The 21,126-nt window shown below is 59.0% G+C and carries 19 protein-coding genes; 12 read left to right on the top strand and 7 right to left on the bottom strand.

The window, feature by feature from the left end; genetic code table 11:
- Nucleotides 1–121 precede the first annotated feature (121 nt).
- Together V0R37_RS01255 and V0R37_RS01250 are read left to right on the top strand one after the other, a co-directional pair.
- Nucleotides 122–1,318 (top strand): ABC transporter substrate-binding protein, encoded by a 1,197-nt coding sequence (locus tag V0R37_RS01255; protein ID WP_420373120.1) that lies wholly within the window; start codon nt 122–124, stop codon nt 1,316–1,318.
- 31 nt (nt 1,319–1,349) lie between these two features.
- Nucleotides 1,350–1,799, top strand: a complete 450-nt coding sequence (locus V0R37_RS01250) for a cupin domain-containing protein (protein WP_420373119.1) — start codon at nt 1,350–1,352, stop codon at nt 1,797–1,799.
- 178 nt (nt 1,800–1,977) lie between these two features.
- On the opposite strand, the gene V0R37_RS01245 is transcribed toward V0R37_RS01250, so the two are convergent.
- The 3 genes from V0R37_RS01245 to V0R37_RS01235 are packed head-to-tail and all read right to left on the bottom strand — an operon-like array spanning nt 1,978 to nt 6,534.
- The gene (locus V0R37_RS01245; RefSeq protein WP_420372752.1) at nt 1,978–3,408 is read right to left on the bottom strand and encodes a TolC family outer membrane protein; all 1,431 of its coding nucleotides are present in this window, start codon (nt 3,406–3,408) and stop codon (nt 1,978–1,980) included.
- Complete coding sequence (locus V0R37_RS01240) at nt 3,408–4,748, bottom strand: HlyD family type I secretion periplasmic adaptor subunit (protein ID WP_420372751.1); 1,341 nt, start codon at nt 4,746–4,748, stop codon at nt 3,408–3,410. Before V0R37_RS01240 ends, V0R37_RS01245 begins: the two co-directional genes overlap by 1 nt.
- Nucleotide 4,749: 1 nt before the next feature.
- Nucleotides 4,750–6,534 (bottom strand): type I secretion system permease/ATPase, encoded by a 1,785-nt coding sequence (locus V0R37_RS01235; RefSeq protein WP_420372750.1) that lies wholly within the window; start codon nt 6,532–6,534, stop codon nt 4,750–4,752.
- 376 nt (nt 6,535–6,910) lie between these two features.
- Here V0R37_RS01235 and V0R37_RS01230 point away from each other — a divergent pair, with 376 nt between their 5' ends.
- The 3 genes from V0R37_RS01230 (at nt 6,911) to V0R37_RS01220 (ending at nt 11,326) form a co-directional block, all read left to right on the top strand.
- Nucleotides 6,911–8,377, top strand: coding sequence for a TolC family outer membrane protein (locus V0R37_RS01230; RefSeq protein ID WP_420372749.1), 1,467 nt, complete (start codon nt 6,911–6,913; stop codon nt 8,375–8,377).
- Between the two features lie 277 nt (nt 8,378–8,654).
- A complete protein-coding gene (locus tag V0R37_RS01225; RefSeq protein ID WP_420372748.1) occupies nt 8,655–10,115 on the top strand; it encodes a hypothetical protein in 1,461 nt (486 codons plus the stop codon).
- A 194-nt stretch (nt 10,116–10,309) separates the two neighbouring features.
- A complete protein-coding gene (locus V0R37_RS01220) occupies nt 10,310–11,326 on the top strand; it encodes a Bug family tripartite tricarboxylate transporter substrate binding protein (protein WP_420372747.1) in 1,017 nt (338 codons plus the stop codon).
- 46 nt (nt 11,327–11,372) lie between these two features.
- Here the strand turns inward: V0R37_RS01220 and V0R37_RS01215 are convergent, their stop codons facing one another.
- Complete coding sequence (locus V0R37_RS01215) at nt 11,373–12,308, bottom strand: LysR family transcriptional regulator (RefSeq protein ID WP_420372746.1); 936 nt, start codon at nt 12,306–12,308, stop codon at nt 11,373–11,375.
- A gap of 147 nt (nt 12,309–12,455) precedes the next feature.
- Here V0R37_RS01215 and V0R37_RS01210 point away from each other — a divergent pair, with 147 nt between their 5' ends.
- The 7 genes from V0R37_RS01210 to V0R37_RS01180 all read left to right on the top strand — a co-directional run bounded on the left by V0R37_RS01210 (nt 12,456) and on the right by V0R37_RS01180 (nt 18,882).
- A complete protein-coding gene (locus V0R37_RS01210) occupies nt 12,456–13,244 on the top strand; it encodes a class II aldolase/adducin family protein (protein WP_420372745.1) in 789 nt (262 codons plus the stop codon).
- Nucleotides 13,245–13,311: 67 nt separating this feature from the next.
- Nucleotides 13,312–14,286 carry a D-2-hydroxyacid dehydrogenase gene (locus V0R37_RS01205; protein ID WP_420372744.1) on the top strand — a complete coding sequence of 325 codons (975 nt, stop codon included), beginning with the start codon at nt 13,312–13,314 and terminating at the stop codon, nt 14,284–14,286.
- A gap of 45 nt (nt 14,287–14,331) precedes the next feature.
- Nucleotides 14,332–15,534, top strand: coding sequence for a pyridoxal phosphate-dependent aminotransferase (locus tag V0R37_RS01200; protein ID WP_420372743.1), 1,203 nt, complete (start codon nt 14,332–14,334; stop codon nt 15,532–15,534).
- 188 nt (nt 15,535–15,722) lie between these two features.
- Nucleotides 15,723–16,406 (top strand): GntR family transcriptional regulator, encoded by a 684-nt coding sequence (locus V0R37_RS01195; protein WP_420372742.1) that lies wholly within the window; start codon nt 15,723–15,725, stop codon nt 16,404–16,406.
- Between the two features lie 2 nt (nt 16,407–16,408).
- On the top strand, nt 16,409–17,488 hold the full coding sequence (locus V0R37_RS01190) for an isocitrate/isopropylmalate dehydrogenase family protein (RefSeq protein WP_420372741.1): 1,080 nt from the start codon (nt 16,409–16,411) through the stop codon (nt 17,486–17,488).
- Nucleotides 17,489–17,542: 54 nt separating this feature from the next.
- Nucleotides 17,543–18,517 carry a tripartite tricarboxylate transporter substrate binding protein gene (locus V0R37_RS01185; RefSeq protein WP_420372740.1) on the top strand — a complete coding sequence of 325 codons (975 nt, stop codon included), beginning with the start codon at nt 17,543–17,545 and terminating at the stop codon, nt 18,515–18,517.
- Between the two features lie 35 nt (nt 18,518–18,552).
- Entirely contained in the window at nt 18,553–18,882 is a 330-nt protein-coding gene (locus tag V0R37_RS01180; protein WP_420372739.1) for a putative quinol monooxygenase, read from the top strand.
- A gap of 239 nt (nt 18,883–19,121) precedes the next feature.
- On the opposite strand, the gene V0R37_RS01175 is transcribed toward V0R37_RS01180, so the two are convergent.
- The 3 genes from V0R37_RS01175 to trxB are packed head-to-tail and all read right to left on the bottom strand — an operon-like array spanning nt 19,122 to nt 21,125.
- On the bottom strand, nt 19,122–19,454 hold the full coding sequence (locus V0R37_RS01175) for a DMT family transporter (protein ID WP_420372738.1): 333 nt from the start codon (nt 19,452–19,454) through the stop codon (nt 19,122–19,124).
- An 8-nt stretch (nt 19,455–19,462) separates the two neighbouring features.
- Complete coding sequence (locus tag V0R37_RS01170; RefSeq protein WP_420372737.1) at nt 19,463–20,179, bottom strand: Smr/MutS family protein; 717 nt, start codon at nt 20,177–20,179, stop codon at nt 19,463–19,465.
- Nucleotides 20,166–21,125 (bottom strand): thioredoxin-disulfide reductase, encoded by a 960-nt coding sequence (gene trxB / locus V0R37_RS01165; RefSeq protein WP_420372736.1) that lies wholly within the window; start codon nt 21,123–21,125, stop codon nt 20,166–20,168. Before trxB ends, V0R37_RS01170 begins: the two co-directional genes overlap by 14 nt.
- Nucleotide 21,126 lies beyond the last annotated feature (1 nt).

Here is a 21,126-nt window from a genome sequence, read left to right as displayed (position 1 = left end):
ACTTAATTGCATGTAGTGCAATTTTTAAAGCGATAAGCAAAATTGAAGGAGACGAGCAAACATGGATAGGTACAACATTTCAAGGCGGGGCCCCGCCCAGGGACGTGCGAAACGTGTCTGCATGCAGTTTATCGCGGCGGGAGCATGTTTGATGGCATCCGGCGCTCAGGTATGGGGGGCGGGAATATCGGACGATGTAGTGACGATTGGCATACTTAACGACCAGTCCGGAACCTATGCCGATCTCGCCGGGCCCGGCTCGGTACAGGCGGCAAAAATGGCCATTGAGGAAATGGGAGGTCAGGTCGCGGGTAAGAAAATAACGCTGGTTGTCGGAAATCATCAAAATAAGGCCGATGTGGGCGCGGCCATTGCACGTTCCTGGTTTGATCGGGAAGGCGTCGATATGATTGCCGATTTTTCCAATTCGTCGGTCGGTTTTGCTGTTCAGAAACTTGCTCAGGAGCGGGGAAAGGTGGCGCTGATCGCGGCGGCTTCCACTGACTTCACCGGCAAGGCTTGTACTCCGACTTCCGCGCAATGGGTCTATAACAGCTACACCAATGGATACGGGTTGGCCAAAGTTTTGACTGCGCAACAGTACAAGAAGTGGTTCCTCATCACCGTGGATTACGCTTTCGGCCATGCTTTTGCGAAGGATATGCGACAAGCGGTGGAGGCCGGTGGAGGCAAGGTGGTGGGAGAAGTCCGCCATCCCTTGAATACAGCGGATATGAGTTCATTTCTCTTGCAAGCGCAATCGTCGGGTGCGGATATTATTGCGCTGGCCAGCGCGGGCAGCGATATGACCACTGCGATCAAGCAGGCGGGCGAATTCGGCATTATGCCTAAGCAGGCTTTGGCTGCTCCAGCCGTATTCTTGACGGATGTTCACAGTATAGGTTTGAAGGCGGCCCAGAATCTCAAGTTCGTGACGGCGTTTTACTGGAATCGGAACGAGACAACCCGCGCATGGTCCAGGCGATTTTTTGAGCGTCATGGGGCGATGCCGACCATGACGCATGCCGGTGTCTATTCAAGCGTCTTGCATTACCTTAAGGCAGTGGATGCCGCAGGGACGGACGAAGCGGTCAAAGTCATGGAAAAGATGCGCGCGCTGCCTGTTCAGGATGTATTTGCAGAAAATGGTTATCTGCGGGCAGACGGCCAGATGGTTCACGATATGTATCTTGTAAAGGTCAAATCCCCGGAAACATCCAAAGAGCCTTGGGATTATTACGAGGTTCTGGCGACCATTCCAGGTGATGAGGTTTTCAAGCCTTTGGCACAGAGCGAGTGCCCTTTAATTAAACAGTAACGCATGAGAGCCAACAAGGAGATAAACCATGATGTCGGCCAATAAGCATACCCCCGAAGGTCGAAGTAAAGACCTGCCGCCGCAAATTCGCCATATCGATGAAATGGATTGGGAAACTATACGCTGGCCCGGTGAAACAGGAAAAATGCTGTTTCATCCCACGCCTGATAATCCCACCATCCCCAACGCTGGTTTGCTGCGGCTTGAGCCCGGCGCGTTTCATCCCTGGCATCGGCACGATTTTGCACAGGTCTGGTACATCCTGGAGGGGCGGTTTACGATTGGTGGAAGGGAATGTGCCCCCGGCACAATGCTGTTCCATGGAGACCCACATTGCGAAGAAGAGCTTCGCACTGAAACGGGGGGACTGATTATTATTGTGCAGTATCCCGGCCCAACAACAGGAGGACGGCCGATTTACTACGATCGATTCAATATGAGCGAACGTATTGAAGTGGGCCAGGAACGTACAGATATCTAAAAAGCGGATATCGATAATGTTTAATTTTCAGTTGATTCATTGACGCTCGGAAAGCCCCGGTTTATGTAAACGAAACCGGGGCTTTTGCGTGTCGGAAGCCTTTGTTGCGGACAAACTGGAATGGCGGGCGCTGGTGTGGCACCTTTCTTTGCGCCGACCGTCAAAATTCCTGAGGAAGCTACTGCAGCGTCACCCGGCCTTTCCCAAAATATTGGGCACTCGTCTGTCGAATCACCTGGGCATCCAGCCCTCCCGCGGCGGCCGACAGCATTAATCTTGCCATCACGTACTCCAGCCGCGCTTGCGCCAGATCCAGGCGCGACCGATATAGTTGATCCTGCGTATCCAGAATATCGAGCATGCTGTGCGTTCCCGCCCCGAAGCCAGCCTCGATGGCTTCCAGCGCCTGCATGCCGGACCGTTCGGCCACGATCAGCGCATTGATCCGTTGCGCCCCGCTGACGACGGCATGATACTGCTTGGTCACTTCCACGGCGATTCGCTCGCGTGCCGCCGCCAGCTCCTGCAGGGCGCGATCCCGATTGTGCTTGGCCTGATCGACAAGAGCGCTTGTCAGGCCGCCGGAATAAATGGGCAGGGAAATTTGAAATCCGATCTCGGTGGTGTTGCTGTCCTGGTGGCGGGTGGCGATGGTTTCATTGCTGGCGAAGCGGCGGGTGGCAAAGAGCTCCAATGTGGGCAGGTGGCCACCGAAGCTGCGATCCACTTCGTGGGCCGCAACGCGCAGGCTTTGCTCGCCGCTATGGATTTGGCCGCTGCCTGCCAGGGCGGCCGACTGCCATTGCGCAAGGGAAGGGGGCGAGAGCGGCTGTGCTTGGAAATCAGGCTTCAGGGTGGCCAGGCGCAAAGGGACGGGACCGACCATTTCCTGCAGTTCGCGCTGTGCAACCACCATGGCGTCCTTGGCGGCGATCAGGTCGGCGCGCGACAAATCGCGCCGCGTAGCGGCTTGGCGGATATCCGTGATGGTACCTTCGCCGTTGTCGTAGCGGTGTTGGGCGGCTATTTGCAGTTTTTCGTTGGCATCCAGCTTGTTCTGGGCCAGCACGATGTTTTCGTGGGACAGCAAGGCCTGGAAGTAACGGTTGAACAGCCGCGTCGCGGTGTCTGATGCTTTTGTATCGAAAACGGCCAGGCTGTGGTCGGCGCGAGCGTGGCCCTGCCGGTATTCGGCAAAGCGGCTCCAGTTGAACACGGTCTGGGTGGCGCGGATCTCGCTGGTCTTGATTGTGTAGTCTAGGTCCTCGTCGCGCACTCCGCCCAGAGGGCTGGGGGTTTCCAGGGTGCCGCGCAGTTTGCTGCGGCCCAGCGACGCGCTTACTTGCGGCAACAGGCCTGCACGGCCTATGCCGCGGTTGGCTTGGCCGGCTTCGCGTTCGCTGATGGCGGCGCGGTAGCTGGGGTCGTGTTTCAAGGAAGCTTCCCAGGCCTGAACGAGTGTGAGGTCGAGTACGGGCGGTTGAGTCGCCTCGTCCGTTGCGTGCATGGTTCGCTGCGTGGAAGGTTCGGCCGTCTGGGCCTTATGGGGCAGCAGGCAGGCCAGCATGGCGAGGGGCAATAGCATGCGCATCGTGGCGGGTATTCGCATCACTGCTCCTTGAATGACTTGTCCAATCGATCGAGGAAAGGTTTCAGCAGATAGCTGAGCATGGTGCGTTCCCCCGTCCGGATGAGAACGGACGCGGGCATGCCGGGGCGAATGGTGTTGGCGCTGAGCATGTCGGCGCCTTCCGGGGTAACTTCGACCTGGGCAAGGTAGTAGGGGGTTTTGCTGTCCTTGTCCTCGAGGCGGTCGGCGGAAACAGTCAGCACTTTTCCCGGCACATTCGGTGTCTGGGCGTGGTTGAAGGCGGGAAAACTGATTTCCACATCCAGGCCGGGCTGCATGCGATCAACGGCCTGTACGGGCACCTGGGCCTGGATCAGGTAGTTGCGGTCCTCGGGCACGACCTCCATCAGAAGGGCGCCCGGCGATACGACGCCGCCGACGGTGTGTATGCTCAGGTTTTGAACATAGCCGTCCACCGGAGCTTGAATGTCGGTTTGCCTTACGGTGTAGTCCAGAGCGCTCAATCGGTCGTGCAACGCGGAGGCCTCTTTATGAACATCCGACAGTTGCGATTGCACTTCTTTCTGATATTCCTGCTCACGCTGCAAAATACGCAGCTTCAGCTCGGCGATCTGGTTGCGTGTGCGGCCGGCTTCGACGGCATCGTTCGAGAGCGCCGCCCGTAACTGGGCGGCGTTGCGCTCAAGCTCATACATGCGGTTGCGTGGCAGGTAGCCTTCGCCCGCCAGTTTGCGCACGCCCTGCAATTCCCGCTGCAAATAGCCGATCTGGGATTTTCGATTGGACTGTACTCCGTCCAGGCTCGCCAGTTGTTGTTCGGCCCCCTGCAGATTTTCCTTCAGGATGCCGATCTCCCCTTGCAGCGCCTGCCTGCGGGTGTCGAACAGACGTTGCTGAGCCCGCGTGGCGCGGATAAAGCGCGGGTCGTCGCCAAAGCGTTCTTGCACTGCGGGAATGGGCTCGACGCGATCCAGGCTGTCACGTTCGGCGATCAATCGGGCTTCAATGGCGGCGGCGGTGATGTATTGAGAACTGACAACGCCCTGTTCGGCCTGGACCCGTGTGGCATTGAGGCGGACAAGTGTCTGCCCGGCCCGGACGTAGTCGCCTTCGCGCACCATGATTTGCTCGACGGTGCCGCCTTCCTGGTGTTGCACGGCCTTGCGGCTGCCAGCCACTTGAACGACGGCGTTGGCGGTAACGCCCGCATCCAGCGGCGCGAAAGCGGCCCAGCCGGCAAAGCCCCCGAAGCCCACGAGCAGCACTGCAAGCCCCCAACGCAAAGGTGCGGTGAAGTCGGTATCGACGCGTGGAAGATTGTTCGCGCCTGGAGCGGAGTTTTCGATGTAGGTGCTCATGTCAGGTTCGGCTGGTCCTGATGGCATGCAATGGCGTTGTGAGCGGGTACGGACTGTCCGGACCGGTTCCAGAGGCAGAGCCCTGTTCCGGCTGCGCGGCGGCCTTGATCTGTTTCGGATGCAATGCGCTCAGTACGTCGTCGCGCGGGCCATACATCGCCAGATTGCCCTCGCGCATCATCAATAGTTTGTCCATGGTGTTAAGCACGCTCATACGGTGCGTGATCAGCACGACAGTGCTTCCGCGGCGCTTCATATCGGCAATGGCCTGCATCAGAGCCGCTTCGCCCCTCTCGTCGAGGTTGGAGTTGGGCTCGTCCAGCACCAACAGCGCAGGGTCGCCATACATCGCTCGCGCCAGGGCGATCCTTTGCTTTTGTCCGCCGGACAGCGAGGCGCCATCGGTGCCCAAGCGAGTATCGTAGCCTTGCGGCAGGCGCAGGATCATGTCGTGCACGCCAGCCCGTTGCGCGGCTTCGATGACTCGTTCGTCGTTCACGGCGCCGAAGCGGGCGATGTTCTCGGCGATTGAACCTTCGAATAACTCGATGTCCTGCGGCAGGTAGCCGATATGCGGGCCCAACTCGTCTTTGTTCCACAAATAGACATCCGCGCCATCCAATCGTACGGTTCCCGCTCGCGAAGGCCAGATGCCGACCAGGACGCGGGCCAACGTCGACTTGCCCGCGGCGGACGGGCCGATGACGCCAACGGCGTCGCCAGCCGGAATATCGAACGACAACCCTTTGAGGATCGCGGTTTGCCCGCCGGGTGCGCCGGCGAAGACGTTTTCCAGGCGAATGTGGCCTTTCGGGGCGGGCAGGGTCAGAGTATTGCCGCGCTGCGGCGCCTCCTTCAGGATTTCGTCCAGGCGGGCGTATGCCTGCCGGGTATTGAGCATCTGCCGCCATGCGCTGATGGCTTGTTCGACGGGGCCCAGCGCCTTGCCCATCAGAATCGAACACACAATCATCATGCCGGCCGTGATGGAGCCGTCGATGACGAGCAGGGCACCCACGCCCAGAACAATCGATTGCAATGTAATGCGCACGAAGCGGCTGGCGGTGCTGATACGGGCATTGCGGTCGGACGCCTGGGTCTGAAGGGACAGTACGCGGCTGTGTTGTCCAAACCAGCGCGCCCGCAGGCCTGGCAACATGCCCATGGCCTCAATGACCTCGGCATTGCGCAGGTGGTTGTTGGCAAAGGCGGCTGCGGAAATCGAGGCCTGGTTAGCCTCGGCCAGCGGCCTGTGGGTTATGGCGTTGGTGATGTAGGCCAGCACAATCAATATGAGCGAACCGCCCAGGGTAATAAATCCCAGCAACGGATGCACCATGAAGGTGACGGCAATGTAAACAGGGGTCCAGGGCGCGTCGAAGAATGCGATCAAGGCGTTGCCCGTCATGAACTGACGCAGGTTTGTCAGGTCTTGGACGGCTTGCGCGGGATTGCCGCCGGCGCGGCGCAGATTGCGCTCAAACGAGGCAGTGAAGATGCGCTGGTTCAAAAGCATATCGAAACGATTTCCGACACGTATCAGCACTTGCGAGCGGGCAAATTCCAACAATGCGGACAGCAGGTACAAGCCGACGACCAGCAGCGTAAGCATCAGCAGCGTGGTTTGATTCGCGCTGGTCAGTACCCGGTCATACACTTGCAGCATATATAGCGCGGGCGTAAGGCCAAGTATATTGATAACGCAGCTGAATGCGGCCAGGCTGTAGAAAATATTGCGAAACCGATATAGCGCTACACCCAGTTCGGTACGGCGGGACGATGTCATAAGTATCCTGCGGAAAGGCACGCTCGAACGGCGAAAGCATGCGCTGCCACTATATCCGCTGAATTTTCGCCGCTTGATGACAACGTGTGGCCTGATGTTGCTTTTGCTTCAGGTTCTTACGCATCCGTTGACGAACTGACCGGTCCGCATATGGCGTTCAAGCCCGGGGTTAAGGGATTGATAAGGTCCAAGGCACGCTTATCGCGCCGCGGATTGGTAAAACCCTATAACGAACGTAACGTTTGCGCACGAGTTTTTCTGTGCGACTGTAATAACGTCCCTCTTGAACCTACGCGTGCCCGCCCCCGGGCCTGCGTCAACATCAAGGTACGGGATGTCTGTATTGCATATCTGGGTATTTGTGCGGATATTGTGCATGACCGTGTTGCGCGGCTTGCTGCTGACTGCGGCGACGACTGGACTTTCGCAAGCTCAACGTGTGCCCGATATGTTTACCTTGCGAGGCTCGTCGTTGTTGCCTGAAGCGTCCAGGGCATCCCGTCCGGCGGCAAGCGCGGCGCAGCACATGGGGAGCGCAAAACCGGATGTAGTCGATTTGTCGCAGGCTTGGCGAATGGCTTTGGATCACGACTATCGCTACAAGGCGGCCATAAGCGAGAGGCTTGCGGCGCAAACGGCTCGCCGGCAAGGCAGGGCAGGCCTGCTGCCGCAAGTGCAGGCCGGATATATACGCGGCCGTGTCACAGGCGCTATTTCGCAGTTCAACTTTTCTGGCCGGGACGTTTCTTCCGACATAAGCTACGACTCGTCAAATGCCTATATACAGTTGCAGCAGGCGCTGTTGGATTATGGGCGCTATGCGGGGTACCGCCGTGGTGTGGCAATGGCTGACGAAGGTACGGCCACTTTCATGGTTCGCCAGCAGGAAACGGGTTCGCGGCTGGCGGCGGCGTACTTCAATGTGTTGCTCGCCAATGATCGGCGCGCCTTGCAGCGCGCGCGGATTACCGCATTGGCGGAGCGTCTTGAAGGCCTGAAAGCCCGGTATGCGCGCAGTGCCGGCACCACGACTGCCGTGCGGGAGACTGCCGCCAGATTGGCCGTTGCCAAAGCGGACGAAATCGCCGCGCATGATGAGTTGGTCGTGGCTGCGCGGGAGCTGCAATCCATGCTGGGTTTTGCGCCTGTTTATGTTGCCGGTCCGGGTGACGACTTTCCGCTGCGCCCGCCGCAGCCTGCCGATCTGGACGAATGGCTGCGGCGAGCCAGCGCGAATAACCCGTCGGCGCAGGCGGCTCGCGAGGCAGTGAATGTGGCGCAGGCGGAGCTGGACCAGGCCAAGAGCGAGTACTGGCCCACGGTGAGCCTGGTTGCCAGCTACAGCAATGCGGACAGCGAAAACCTGTCTGTGTTGAGTCAGCGCAGCAATACCTTCATGGTGGGTATTCACGTTGCGATCCCTATTTTTACCGGGGGCTACACCACGGCGAACGTGGCCCGGGCGCGCGAAACCTACCGGCAGCGCCAGCACGAGTTCGACGCGGCTCGCGAGAAGGCATCGGCCGACACGTTGCGCCAGTATACGAACGTGGTCAAGGGTGTCGAGCGTATCCTGGCGCTTCAGTCGGCGGTGGCTTCAAGCCAGCTTAGCGTCGACGCGGCCCGGAAGGCCTTTTCTTACGGCGTAGGCAGCAATCTGGATGTGCTCGACGAGCAGGATGTGCTGTTCGAGGCCCGATCGAAGCTGGAGCAGGCGCGGCTCGAGTATTTGATGGCTTACCTGCAACTGGAGCACGTCGCGGGCGAACTTGAAAGTAGCGATTTCGATTCGATCAACGATCTGTATTTGAGTACACGGGTGAAGCTGGACATATATCCATAATCTTTTTGCCCTAGTTGAAACGGAATTTATCCTAGGGCGGCTGCCCGGTTCCAGGAATACCTTCATCCTTTCCTATGATTGAAACGGCTTTTGGCTGCAAGCCAAATATCCCGCCGGGCAAATGGCCATTACATTTGCAGCAGAATATTCGTATGTCGACATGGAATGTCATAGTGAATGGGAAGCGTGTTGGTAGCATCGGAATGCACCGTTGCAGCGTTGCTCGGTTGTTTACTTCACACGGTTGTAGGTTTCATCAACCCCCAGGGAGGTTTAAATGGCTTCGTTCTCGACCACATTCTTCAATCGGGACCTTGTCTCCGATTTCACATCAGGCGTAAAGCATCTGCTACCTGGCTCTTTTGACATATTTTCGCGACTCAAGGATAAATTTGGGGACGACGATCACGACCATGGCCATGGCCATGGTCACGGCCATGGCTGGCCTCCGCCTCATGGGGAGGCCAAAGGCAACCCCAATTTGTTTCGCGCCGAGCTGGACGATGCCTCGGGCACCATCACATTTGTGACGGAGCTTGGCCGCATACCCATGCAATGGAGCGCCGACGGCAAAGCCCAGGCGTTCCGTACCGGAGACACCATGACGCTCGCCTTGACGGGCGAAATACTGTTGACAAGTCCAAGCGGCGATCAGACCTTCAGCCTGACCCCTTCGGACTTGCTGCGGTTGCGAGATGGACTTGGCGATACCGGCAAGCTTACGCTGGACGACATACGTGAGGCGGCCGCTCCACTGATCCAGTTTCTGGCCGATCGGGGCATTGACGTCACCGGCGCCCACCTGGATGGCGAAGTGCTGAAGTTCACCATGGACATCTCCGAGTCCGAGGCGCTGGCGCCCGGAACCTCATTGACGGAGGCCTTTACCAACAGCACTATCGATCTTTCCGTGGCTGCGCAGGTAATGCAGAACCTGGCGGTTCAATTGGTCACCACAGAGGGCGTAATCGACCTTGGCACGGGTTCGCCTATCGGCCAGTTTCTGCAGGAAGTGATCGTTGATGGGGGCGGCACGATGAAGCTGGGGCCCATCACGATTGAGGGTGAGGGCTCGGCTTCTTATGATGTTGGATCATTGACGCCAACTGTGGATGGCAATGTGGTGATCACCGAGAACGAGGATGCGTCCTTGCCCGGCTGGAAGGTTTTGTTGGGCGGGGGCGACGATTCGCTCGGTATCGACGTGGTGCTGGCGGATGACAACGAGGTATCGGGCAGCAGCGCCAACCGAACGCTGGATCTGGGCGCCGGGGATAATACCCTGTATCTCGATGGCAATTTGGGCATGACCATTGAAGCGGGGAAGGGTGATAACTGGATTCAGTTTACCGAGCAGGTTTCAAACCTGAAGGATGTCGGTACCGAGGAAGGGCTGCTGGCCGGCGCGACGCGCGTGGTCGAGTTCGGTGGCGGCGATGAGCTGGTCTTTGGTCAACATGGCGATGGCGCCGATCCGCGCGCGCTTACCGGCGATGTGCTGCAAGGCGCGCGTGTGGATGTTGACGTTGACGCCATGGCTACGTTGCTGGCCAAAGTGGAGACTGCCGCTGCCAATGTGGAGGTCGACAATTGGACAGCTTTCCAGCACGAGGGCGATACCTTCGTTTTCGTGCAGAACGGGAATATGAGCTTGGAGTCCGGTGATGGCCTGATCCAGCTGGTCGGTTATACCGGTGAGCTCAACGATAGCAATTTCATTCTTCCGGCTGCCGCGTAACAAGACCCGGTTATTTCGTTCAATCCCTATAAGCCGGCAGCCTACGGGCTGTCGGCTTTGCTTATGGGGTCATGCGAATTGCCATATTTATTAACAAAAATGATTAATAACGATAAATTTCTCATTTGTTGTTGAAGGTCGCGTTTCCTATCATCCATATCTTTGATCCATATCATGAGGACCCGGAGGAGGGGATGATGAACCACAATACCAAACAGTATGCCGGTGCATGGCGGACGAAATGCGTGTTCACCGCGGTTGCCGCAATAATCGGCGTTCTTGGAATGGCCGGCGCCGCGCCCGCAAAAGCCGCGGATTTCGATGGGCCCATTACATTGGTGATCCCGTTTTCACCGGGTGGATCGACCGATATCATTGGACGCCTATTGGCGGACCGCTTGTCCACCGCTGTCAAGCAGCCCGTTGTGGTCGAGAATCGCGCGGGCGCGGGCGGCAATATTGGCGCCTCGCTGGTGGCAAAGGCCAAGCCGGACGGTCGCACGCTGCTGTTCGGCACCACAGGCATTCTCTCCATGAACGAATACCTGTACTCCAGGCCGGGGTACAAGATGTTCCAGGACCTGGTGCCCGTGGTCTATACGGCCTCGATCAGCAATGTCCTGATCGTCAATCCCAAGATGCCGGCCAGCACCGGCGCGGAGCTGCTCAAGCTGCTTAAGGACAACCCCGGCAAATACACTTTCGCGTCGTCCGGCGTGGGCAGTTCGACTCATATGTCGGGTGAGCTCTTCAAGAGCATGGCGCAAGTCGATCTGATGCATGTGCCCTATAAGGGCAGCGGCCAGGCGCTGGTGGATCTGGTGGGCGGACAGGTCGACATGATCTTTGATAACGCGCCCTCGGCCCTGCCGATGATACAGTCCGGCCAGGTAAAGGCTATTGCCGTTACCAGCGCCAAGCGTCTTGGCGCCATGCCCGAGCTGCCGACCATTGAAGAGTCCATGGTGCCGGGCTATGAGTCCCTTTCATGGACCGGTGTGGTCGCGCCGGGCGGCACGCCGCAACCCATCATTGATCGCTTGAATAAAGAGATCAATCTTATTCTTGACGCTCCCGATGTGCGCAAGAGATTGGGCGAGCTTGGCGCCACGCCCACCGGCGGCTCGCCGCAGGACTTCACCTCGCATATCGAACGCGAACGGGCGAAGTGGGGCAAAGTGATACGCGACGCCAAAATGCCCGTGCTGTAAATACCGACCCCCCGCGGAGCATGGCTCCACGGGGGCTGGATGCCTGCTAGATGTCCAGTATGCGCACCGAAGGCGGGACCGGCGTGTCGTGCAAGGTGGCGCGCATGGCGTCCAGCAGCAGCTCCGAACTGGGTGACAGGGAACGCAATTTTCGGGTCACCAAATAGACCGGGCGTGTCAAGGTGGGGGAAATCAGTTCCCTGAACACAAGGTCGCGATCTTCCACGCGGCCCGCCGCCAATGCGGGCAATATCGAATATCCGCCATCCACACGCAGCAGAGCGCAAAGCGACGATGTGTTGGACACTTCGTTGCGGATGCCTTCCATGAGTTCGGGCCGGGCCGCATGGGTTCGAAGGAATGCGCCTATGCCCGTGTCATCGGTGAATGCGACGAAATCCGAGCTGTCCAGTTCCTGCCAGCGTAGAGGCCGCTTCCCCCACGCATAGCGATGCGTGCTGCTGCACAGGACGCCGAAACGGTCTTCAAAGATGGGTGTGTACACCAATTCCGCCAGTTGTTGGTGTGGACTGGCGAAAGCGAAGTCGATATCGCCATTGATGACCATGCGCTCTATTTGCCGGGACGCTTCATCGTGCAGGGAAACGGTGATGTTGGGGAATGCCTGCTTGAGGCGCGATATGGCTTTGGCCAGGAAGTAATGCGTGACCGATGCCGCCGCCGCAATCCTCACATGCCCCCGATGGCCATTCGCCAGTGATTCCAGGTCGGTGACGGCCCCTTCGAACTGGTTGAGTATGCGTTCCGCCTGCTCTTTGAACCCTGCCGCCACTGGGGTCAGCGCAACACGGCGCGTGCTGCGATCGAACAGCTTGAACCCTATGGTGTCTTCGAACTGCTGAATCGTGGCGGTAAGCGCCGATTGGGTCAGGAAGAGTTCGGCCGCCGCGAGTGTGAATGATCCCGTGTTGGCAACCGCGACAAAGGCGCGGAAGTGGCGCAGTGAAATGTTCCGGTTCATCTCTTTCCCAGGCTGCTTTATTTATCATCTAAATTGAATAATACATAAATACATATCATTTGTCATGAAAATACGCCACACCTAGAATGAAGGTTCTGAAATCCGGATGCTTGCGCATCGGAACGGTACATCGAGGAGCTAAAAGAGATGGAAAGATCGGGCGTATTGCGTATCCAATCCATGCGCGACCAGTGTTCGGCGCAGGAATGGCAGGCGCGCATCGACCTTGCGGCTTGCTACCGCCTGGTCGAGATGTACGGCATGGCCGACATGGTGGCCAACCACATATCCAGCCGGGTTCCAGGCGAGGAAGGGGCGTTCCTGATCAATGCCTATGGGATGATGTACGAAGAGATCACCGCTTCAAGCCTGATCAAGGTCGACCTCGATGGCAATATCCTTGCCAAGCCGGATTTTGGCGATCTGGACTATGGCATCAACAAGGCAGGCTACGTCATTCACAGTGCGGTCCACGCGGCGCGCCCCGAAGTGGCCTGTGTCATCCATACGCATAGCTGGGCCTCGATGGCGGTGTCCTCGCTGGAATGCGGATTGCTGCCTTTGACGCAGACAGCCATGCGTTTCCTGCACATCGGCTATCACGACTACGAAGGCGTGGTGCTCGATGTCCAGGAGCAAGCCTCTATTGTCGGCGACCTGGGCAAGGGCGAGGCCCTGATCCTGCGCAACCATGGCGCGCTGACCGTCGGGAATACGGTTGGAGAAGCGTTCAACTGGATGCACAGGCTGGAACTGGCCTGCCGTTCCCAGCTCGCGGCAATGGCGGCCAATAGCCCCTTGCGGCCTGTGCCCCAGGATGTGCTTCAGGAAACATGGAAGAACTACCAACCCGGCACGCGCCGCCCGTACGGCGTCATGGAATGGCCGGCCCTGCTGCGCAAGCTTGATCGCACAGATCCTTCCTATCGCGAATAACCGCCTTAAAACCATGCCTTTCACGGCTGCCCGCTGGCGGCCGGATGGACACATTTTGCCTTTTGACATGCCACATAACCGCCCCTTTCGCATCCTGCTCTCCGAAGCGACCTTCGCCCGCATCGGGGACGCCATGGCCAGCGCGCTGAATGGACGGCCATTCGAGCCGGTCTTTTCAGCCGCAAGCGCAAGCGATGCGCCCGTCGACGTCGATGCGGCCTTCATCTCCCGGGACGTGACCGGCTTGTCCACGAAATACGTTGTTCAGGAGCCGCTGCAGGCGTTTTATGAGTCGCTGCGGCTATCGCCCGGGCTGCGGTGGGTCCACGCCCATTCCGCCGGGGCGGATCGGCCGATATTTCCGGAGCTTATCGCGCGTGGCGTCCGCGTCACGATGTCTCCGGGGGCCAATGCGGACGTAGTGGTTCAGACGGCGCTGGCGGGGATGCTTTCCCTGGCGCGGCACTTCCCCAAGCTGCTGGCGGCGCAACATGCTCGCCAATGGGCGCCCTTGATAGGAGAGCGGCTTCCCGCCGACATGGCCGGCCAGACGGCGGTGATCGTCGGCTGGGGGCCGATCGGACAACGGCTGGGGGCTTTCCTGCGGATGTTGGGGATGAATGTCATTGCCTTGCGCCGCGCCTCGGCTACAGGCGATGAAGAGGTGGAAACCCATGCGTTCGAAGCCCTGAACGACCTGGCGCCGCAAGCGGACTGGCTGATTCTTGCATGCCCTCTTACCGATCGGACGCGGCAGTTGGTCGATCGCCGCACATTTGCGGCGATCAAGCCCGGAGCGCGTCTGATCAATGTGGCGCGGGGAGAAGTCGTCGTGGAAAGCGACCTGATCCGAGCCTTGCGGGAAGGCGTGTTGTCCGGAGCGCATCTGGACGTATTCGAGCATGAACCACTGCAACAGGAATCGCCGCTCTGGGCCCTGGATAACGTCCTGGTGACGCCGCATTCGGCCGGCCATTCGGACGGGAATGTTAGGCGTGTGGACCAGATATTCCTGCAACACTTGCGCGAATGGGCCGCTTAGCCCATTGCCTCATTTCACGCTGTCTTATCTATTTCGGATCAAACCATGTCCATTCTTGCTTCGCGAGTCAATCGCATCAAACCCTCACCGAGTTCCATGGCTGGCCAGCGGGCACGCGAGCTGCGCGCATCTGGGCGCGATATCGTCGCCTTGACCGCGGGCGAACCCGATTTCGACACGCCTGATAACGTGATCGAAGCGGTCAAGCGCGCCATGGCGGCTTCGCGGACCAAATATACCGATGTAGGCGGCACGCCGGAACTCAAGGAGGCAATCCGAGCGAAGTTCCTGCGTGAAAACGGCTTGTCATTCAGCGCCAGTGAAGTCATCGCCTGCACCGGCGGCAAGCAGGTGATTTTCAACGCTTTGCTCAGCACTGTCGAACAGGGTGTTGAAGTGATCATTCCCACGCCGTACTGGGTATCCTACCCGGATATCGTGCTGCTGGCGGGCGGCACCCCGGTCTTCGTGGCCTGCCCTCCTGAACGGCAATTCAAGCTGCAGCCCGAGGATCTGGAGAAGAGCATTACCGCCCATACGCGATGGGTCGTCCTGAATGCGCCGAACAACCCAAGTGGCGCCGTGTACAGCCGTGAAGAGTTGCGCGCCCTGGCCGATGTGCTGCTGCGGCATCCGCATGTGTGGATCATGACCGACGATATGTACGAGCACATTCTGTACGATGGACGCCAGTATGCGACCATCGCCCAGGTGGCTCCGGAGCTGAAAGCACGTACCTTGACGATCAATGGCGTCTCCAAGGCCTACGCTATGACTGGCTGGCGCATAGGCTACGGCGGGGCGCCCGCGGAACTCATCAAGGCGATGACCAAATTGCAATCGCAAAGCACTTCAAGCCCCAGCTCCATCAGCCAGGCGGCCGCCGTCGAAGCCTTGAACGGCCCGCAGGACTTTCTGGCGGAACGCGCACAGATATTCCAGTCGCGCCGGGATCGGGTCATGGAGGCCTTGAATCAGATCGAGGGCATACGCTGCCATACGCCCGAAGGGGCGTTCTATGCATTTCCCAGTTGCGCCGAGCTCATAGGCAAGCGGACTCCCGCCGGCCAGATCTTGCGCACGGACGAGGATTTCGTCATGTACCTGCTGGAGGAGGTCAACCTGGCCGTCCTGCAGGGCGCGGCCTATGGCGTTTCGCCTTTTTTCCGAATTTCCTTTGCCAGCTCCATCCCGACGCTGGACGAAGGTTTGGCACGCTTGAAACTGGCGTGCGGGAAGCTGGCCTGATTGTTTTCCATCCCCCGAGCCGTGCGGGCATTGGCAGGTGCCGGCTCGCCGGCCCGCTCCGCATGTGCGCCGTAATCTGATTCCACTACAAGGCCAGGGTTTGTCCTGATTCCGGCTTGCCGCGCTTTCATTTAATGTATGCATTAATTTATACGTTAACGCATGCATAAAGCATGACGCAGAAATTCATGAACACTCTTGCCCGCCTATCCGAATCCATGGCCGATGTCGCAGTCCGCGAACTGCGCCGGCGCATTCTGGATAACGTCTGGCCGCCGGGCTACCAGGCGCTGGAACAGGAACTTGCCTTGGCACTGGGCATGAGCCGCACGCCGATACACGAGGCGCTGATCTGTCTGCAGAACGAAGGCCTGGTCGAACTGATTCCCCGGCGCGGCATGCGTGTCTTGCCGGTTTCGGCCGAGGACATGCGCGAAATCTATGAAGTGCTTACGGCCCTGGAGTGCGCCGCGGTCGAGATGGTGGCGTTGCGCCAGCCCGGCGAACAGGAGCTGCGGCCGCTCGCCGACGCGACCCGGGATATGGCTCTGGCGCTGGAAGAGGGCGGCGCCGGGTTGGAGGCATGGGCGGCCGCGGACGAACGCTTCCACAAACAGTTGCTGGTTCTTTGCGGCAATCGCCAACTGCACGATACGGTCCTGAATTATTGGGATCGAGCCCATCGGGCCCGCATGTTCACGCTCAAGCTGCGCGCCAGGCCGGTGAATTCCACGCAAGAGCATCTGGCCTTGGTGGAGCGCTTGCTTGCGGGCGACGTGCAGGGCGCCGTAGCCATCAATAAAGCGCACCGGCAGCGGGCCGCTACCGAGCTCTTGTCCATTTTCGAACGTTTCAACCTTCAACAGATGTAATCATGACAAAAGAATATTCAATAGCTGTACTGCCCGGGGATGGAATTGGCCGCGAGGTCATGGATGCGGGGCTGGCCGTGCTCCAGGCGGTAAGCCCGAAAATACATCGCACATTCGATGCCCGGGCTCACGCCGCCGGAGCGCAGCACTATCAGGAATCGGGCGACGCCCTGCCCGAGAAAACCCTGGCGGCCTGCCGCGCCGCGGATGCGATACTTTTTGGCGCCATGGGCTTGCCGCATGTGCGCGGAGCCGACGGCACCGAAATCATTCCCCAGCTCGATATCCGGTTTGCACTGGATCTGTATGCCGGCGTTCGCCCGATCCGTACCTTCGCGGGCCTGCCCATACCCTTGTCCGATCCGCGCGCCGCGGCTATCGATCTGGTCCTGGTACGCGAAAATACCGAGGGCCTGTTCTATTCGCGCGGGCGCAGCCAGCAGGAAGGCGACGAGGCGGTTGTGGACCCCATGAGGATTTCGCGTGCCGGCACCACAAGAATTTGCGACTTTGCCTTCAGGCTGGCGGAGCGCCGGAAATCCCAGGGCCGCCCGGGCCATGTCACCAACGTCGATAAAGCCAACGTATTCCACTCGATGGCTTTCTGGCGCCGGATCTTCGAAGAAAGGGCAAGCCATTTTCCGGATATCGAATCATCCAGCGCCTATGTCGACGCGATGGCGCTCAATCTGGTGCTCAAGCCTTGGCAGTACGACGTTCTGGTTACGGAAAACATGTTCGGCGATATCTTGTCCGATCTGGTCGCGGCCATGGTCGGCGGCATGGGCATGGCGCCATCGGGCGATATCGGGGACGACTATGGCTTGTTTCAGCCCGCCCATGGCAGCGCCCCGGATATCGCGGGCAAGGGTATTGCGAACCCGACGGCAATGATTCTGTCGGTCGCCATGATGCTTGATTGGCTGGCCGACCGGACCCAAGACAACGCTTTGGCCGATGGCGCCCAGGCTATCGAGCGGGCGGTCGCCCGCTCGTTTTCCAGCGGCGCGGTAATTCCGTTTGAATTCGGAGGCAGCAGCAATACCGCCGATATTACGAAGGCAATCATTGCCAATCTATAAAGCCGTCCGTCATGCACGCATGCGGGCCGGTCAAATAAAACACAGGAGACGAATATGAAAGGAGTGATGCGCGGCGCGTTGCTGTCGCTGATGATGGGCTCGGCCAGCTTTTGCGTGGCGGCCCAAAGCTATCCGACCAAGCCGATCAAGCTGGTTGTGCCGTCGGCGCCGGGCGGCAGCACCGACCAATTGGCCCGTCTGATGGGTGACAGGTTAAGCGCGGCCTGGGGTCAGACGGTTGTTATCGAGAACAAGCCAGGCGCCGGCCTGACTTTGGGCGCCTCCTATGTTGCCGACGCGCCTGCCGACGGCTATACGCTGCTGATGGGCGCGGTCCATCACTCCATTGCACAGAGTTTCTACAAAAACCTGTCCTACGATGTCCAGCGTGATCTGGCACCGGTGTCCATCGTTGCCATTGTTCCCAATGTCATGATTACGCGCAGCGATTTCCCGGCAAACACCACCGCGGAGGTCATTGCCTATTCGAAGGCCCATCCGGGCGATTTGACCTATGGCAGCACCGGTGCGGGCACGGCCCATCACCTGATAGGCGAACAGTTCAACACCATGGCCGGCACCGACCTGTTGCATGTGCCGTACAAAGGCAGCAGCCCCGCCCTGATCGACCTGATGGGGGGACGCATCGACTTCATGTTCGACACCGTGGCATCCTGCCTGCCGCATATCAAGTCCGGCAAGCTAAAACCCATCGCGGTAGCGACAGGAACCCGGTCCAGCGCTTTACCCGACGTTCCCACCATGGACGAGTCGGGATTGGCAGGATTTGATATTGCAACGTGGTTCGGATTGATGGTGCCAGCGGGTACGCCCCAACCGATCATCGACAAGATCCATGCCGAAACGGTCCGCATTCTTGCCGATCCCGCCATCAAGAAACGCTTGCTGGCCATGGGGGCGGAACCGGTCGGGAACAGCCCCGATGAAATGGGCAAGCGGATCAAATCCGAAGTCGCCAAGTTCGACGAACTGATCGACAAGGCTAAAATCAGCGCGAAAGCGAACTGATTCGTAGGCGTCCATAAAACAAGGCAGCGTTCATCATGACAAAAAATCCATCCAGTCGACAACATGTGCTTCTTGTCGAATTCCGCATCCGTCCGGCGTTTATCGGTGAATTCGAATCGGCGATTTTGCACAATGCCGCCATGTCGCTGGAAAACGAAGCAGGGTGCCGCCGCTTCGACGTGTGTCGCGACCCCCAGGATTCGGCCCTGTTTTTTCTTTATGAAATCTATGACGACCAGGCGGCCATCGACGCGCATATGCAATCGCCGCATTATCTGGCCTTCAATGCTTCGAGCCAGGATTGGGTGGAGCAAAAGACAGTGCGGAAAATGCTGCTGCTGGCGCCCAATGCACCAATATCGTAAAAAGATGCACTTATTTAGACAAATCAGGCATTAACTTAGTGCATTCCCTAAGTGTTCGAATCGTAATAATCATGCACAATCCCGTTCATGCAGGTGAGGAGACAAAGCCCTGCATGGGCAAGCCGATAAATCGGTACATAAGAAAGTTGCAGAACCCATAAAAAATATAAATACGCAAAGGCCGACGACACAATCGTCGGCCTTTGCCATTTTCGCCGGCCTTTTTTGCGCCGCCGCGCCTATCCGTGCATGGCTGATTTCGAGAACACATTAAGCACCACCACGCCGGCGACGATCAGGCCGATGCCCAGCAAAGCCGCCGCATCCAGGGTCTGCTTGTACATAAAATAGCCTATCAACGAAATGGCCACGATGCCCACGCCCGACCATATCGCATAGGCGATGCCGACCGGAATCACCCGCAAGGTCAGCGCCAGGCAGTAGAAGGCCACGCTATAGCCCGCCACCGTTATGGCGGACGGGTAGAGGCGCGAGAAGCCATCCGATGCCTTCAGGGCCGTGGTGGCAATGATTTCGGCGGCAATGGCTATGGCAAGATAAATCCAGCTCATGAATATTCCTATGGTTCTTCGTGCATCGCAGTGTCGGCCCGCAATAATACTTGCACGGCGCCAGTCCCTCCATCCGGTTCCGAACATTCCACATAGGCAATAACGGCGGCAATCTGGGTCAGCCAACGCCGGATGGTTTGTTTCAGGACGGATTCACCGTCTTTCGACCCGTAGCCTTTGCCATGCACGATACGCACGCATTTGATCTGCTGCGCCAAACACGATTGCAGAAAACGATCCAGCCGCTCGCGCGCCTGTTCCAGCGTGCTTCCATGCAGATCCAGGCTGGCGCCTATGAGCCATTTGCCGCGCTTCAGGCCTTTGATCAGATCCGTGCCGTGGCCGGGGCGCAGATAGCGGGTATCGTCTCCGTCCATCGTCGCCGGCCGGTAAAGATCCGAGGTTTGCGGCAGTCGCACAGGGTCCACGCCCGTGGCGCGTTCGCGTCGTTGACGGAATATATCGCCTGACTCAAGAGAGCGCGGCGCCGGAAGGATGGCTCGCCGGGTGTCCTTGATGGGCGTCACCGATTTCATCGTGCGCCGGAATAACAGGGCGTCTTCCCGGCTCAGTGCAGGTTCGGCCGCTTTGGCGGCTTTCGGGGCGGCGGGCAAGGAAGTCGCCGGAGCAGCGGCAGGTTGGGACGCCGCCGCCCTGCTCAGGCGTTTCAGGTCGGCGAGCCCGTTGGAGGATTCGCCCTTGCGCCCGCTTTTATTCGCCCGCATTCTCCAGCCATCGCTGTGCGTCCAGAGCGGCCATGCAGCCCGTTCCGGCGCTGGTGATGGCCTGGCGATAGACGTGATCCTGGACGTCCCCGGCCGCGAACACGCCGGGTATCGAGGTCATGGTGGCCAGGCCGTTCAGGCCGCTGCGGGTGGTGATGTAGCCGTTGGCCATGTCCAGCTGGCCCTCGAAGATGCCCGTATTCGGCTTATGCCCGATGGCAATGAACACGCCGGTCACCGGAAGGTCCTCGGTGGCGCCGGTCTGCGTATTGCGCAGGCGGGCGCCGGTCACGCCGGATGGGTCGCCCAGCACTTCGTCCAATTGATAGAACAACTTGAGCTTCATGTTGCCGTTGGTGACCTTGTCCATCAGCTTGTCGGTCAGGATGGGCTCGGAGCGGAACTTATCGCGCCGATGGACCAGGGTGACGCTGCGGCAAATATTGGACAGGTACAGGGCTTCCTCGACGGCCGTATTGCCCCCGCCGACCACGATTACGTCCTGGTTCTTGTAGAAGAAGCCATCGCAGGTGGCGCAGCCCGACACGCCGCGGCCCATGAATTCCTGCTCGGAAGGCAGGCCCAGGTACTGAGCGGACGCCCCGGTGGCGATAATAAGAGCGTCGCAGGTATAGATTGCGCCGGTATCCCCGGTCAAGGTGAACGGCCGTTTGGATAGATCGACACCGGCGATATGGTCGAAGATCATTTCTGTGTTGAAACGCTCGGCATGTGCTTGAAAACGCTGCATAAGATCGGGACCCTGCACGCCCTGGGCGTCGGCCGGCCAGTTGTCTACATCGGTGGTCGTCATAAGCTGACCGCCTTGTTCCAGGCCTGTGACCAGTACGGGATTCAGGTTGGCGCGGGCGGCGTAGACGGCGGCGCTATAGCCGGCCGGGCCCGAGCCTAAAATCAGTACTTTGGCGTGTTTGGGAGTCGTCATT

This window comes from Pollutimonas rozaliensis (assembly GCF_048751585.1).
GTDB lineage: Bacteria > Pseudomonadota > Gammaproteobacteria > Burkholderiales > Burkholderiaceae_B.
The sequence above is the reverse complement of the archived record's forward strand: the minus strand, read 5'-3'. Positions and strand labels throughout refer to the sequence as shown.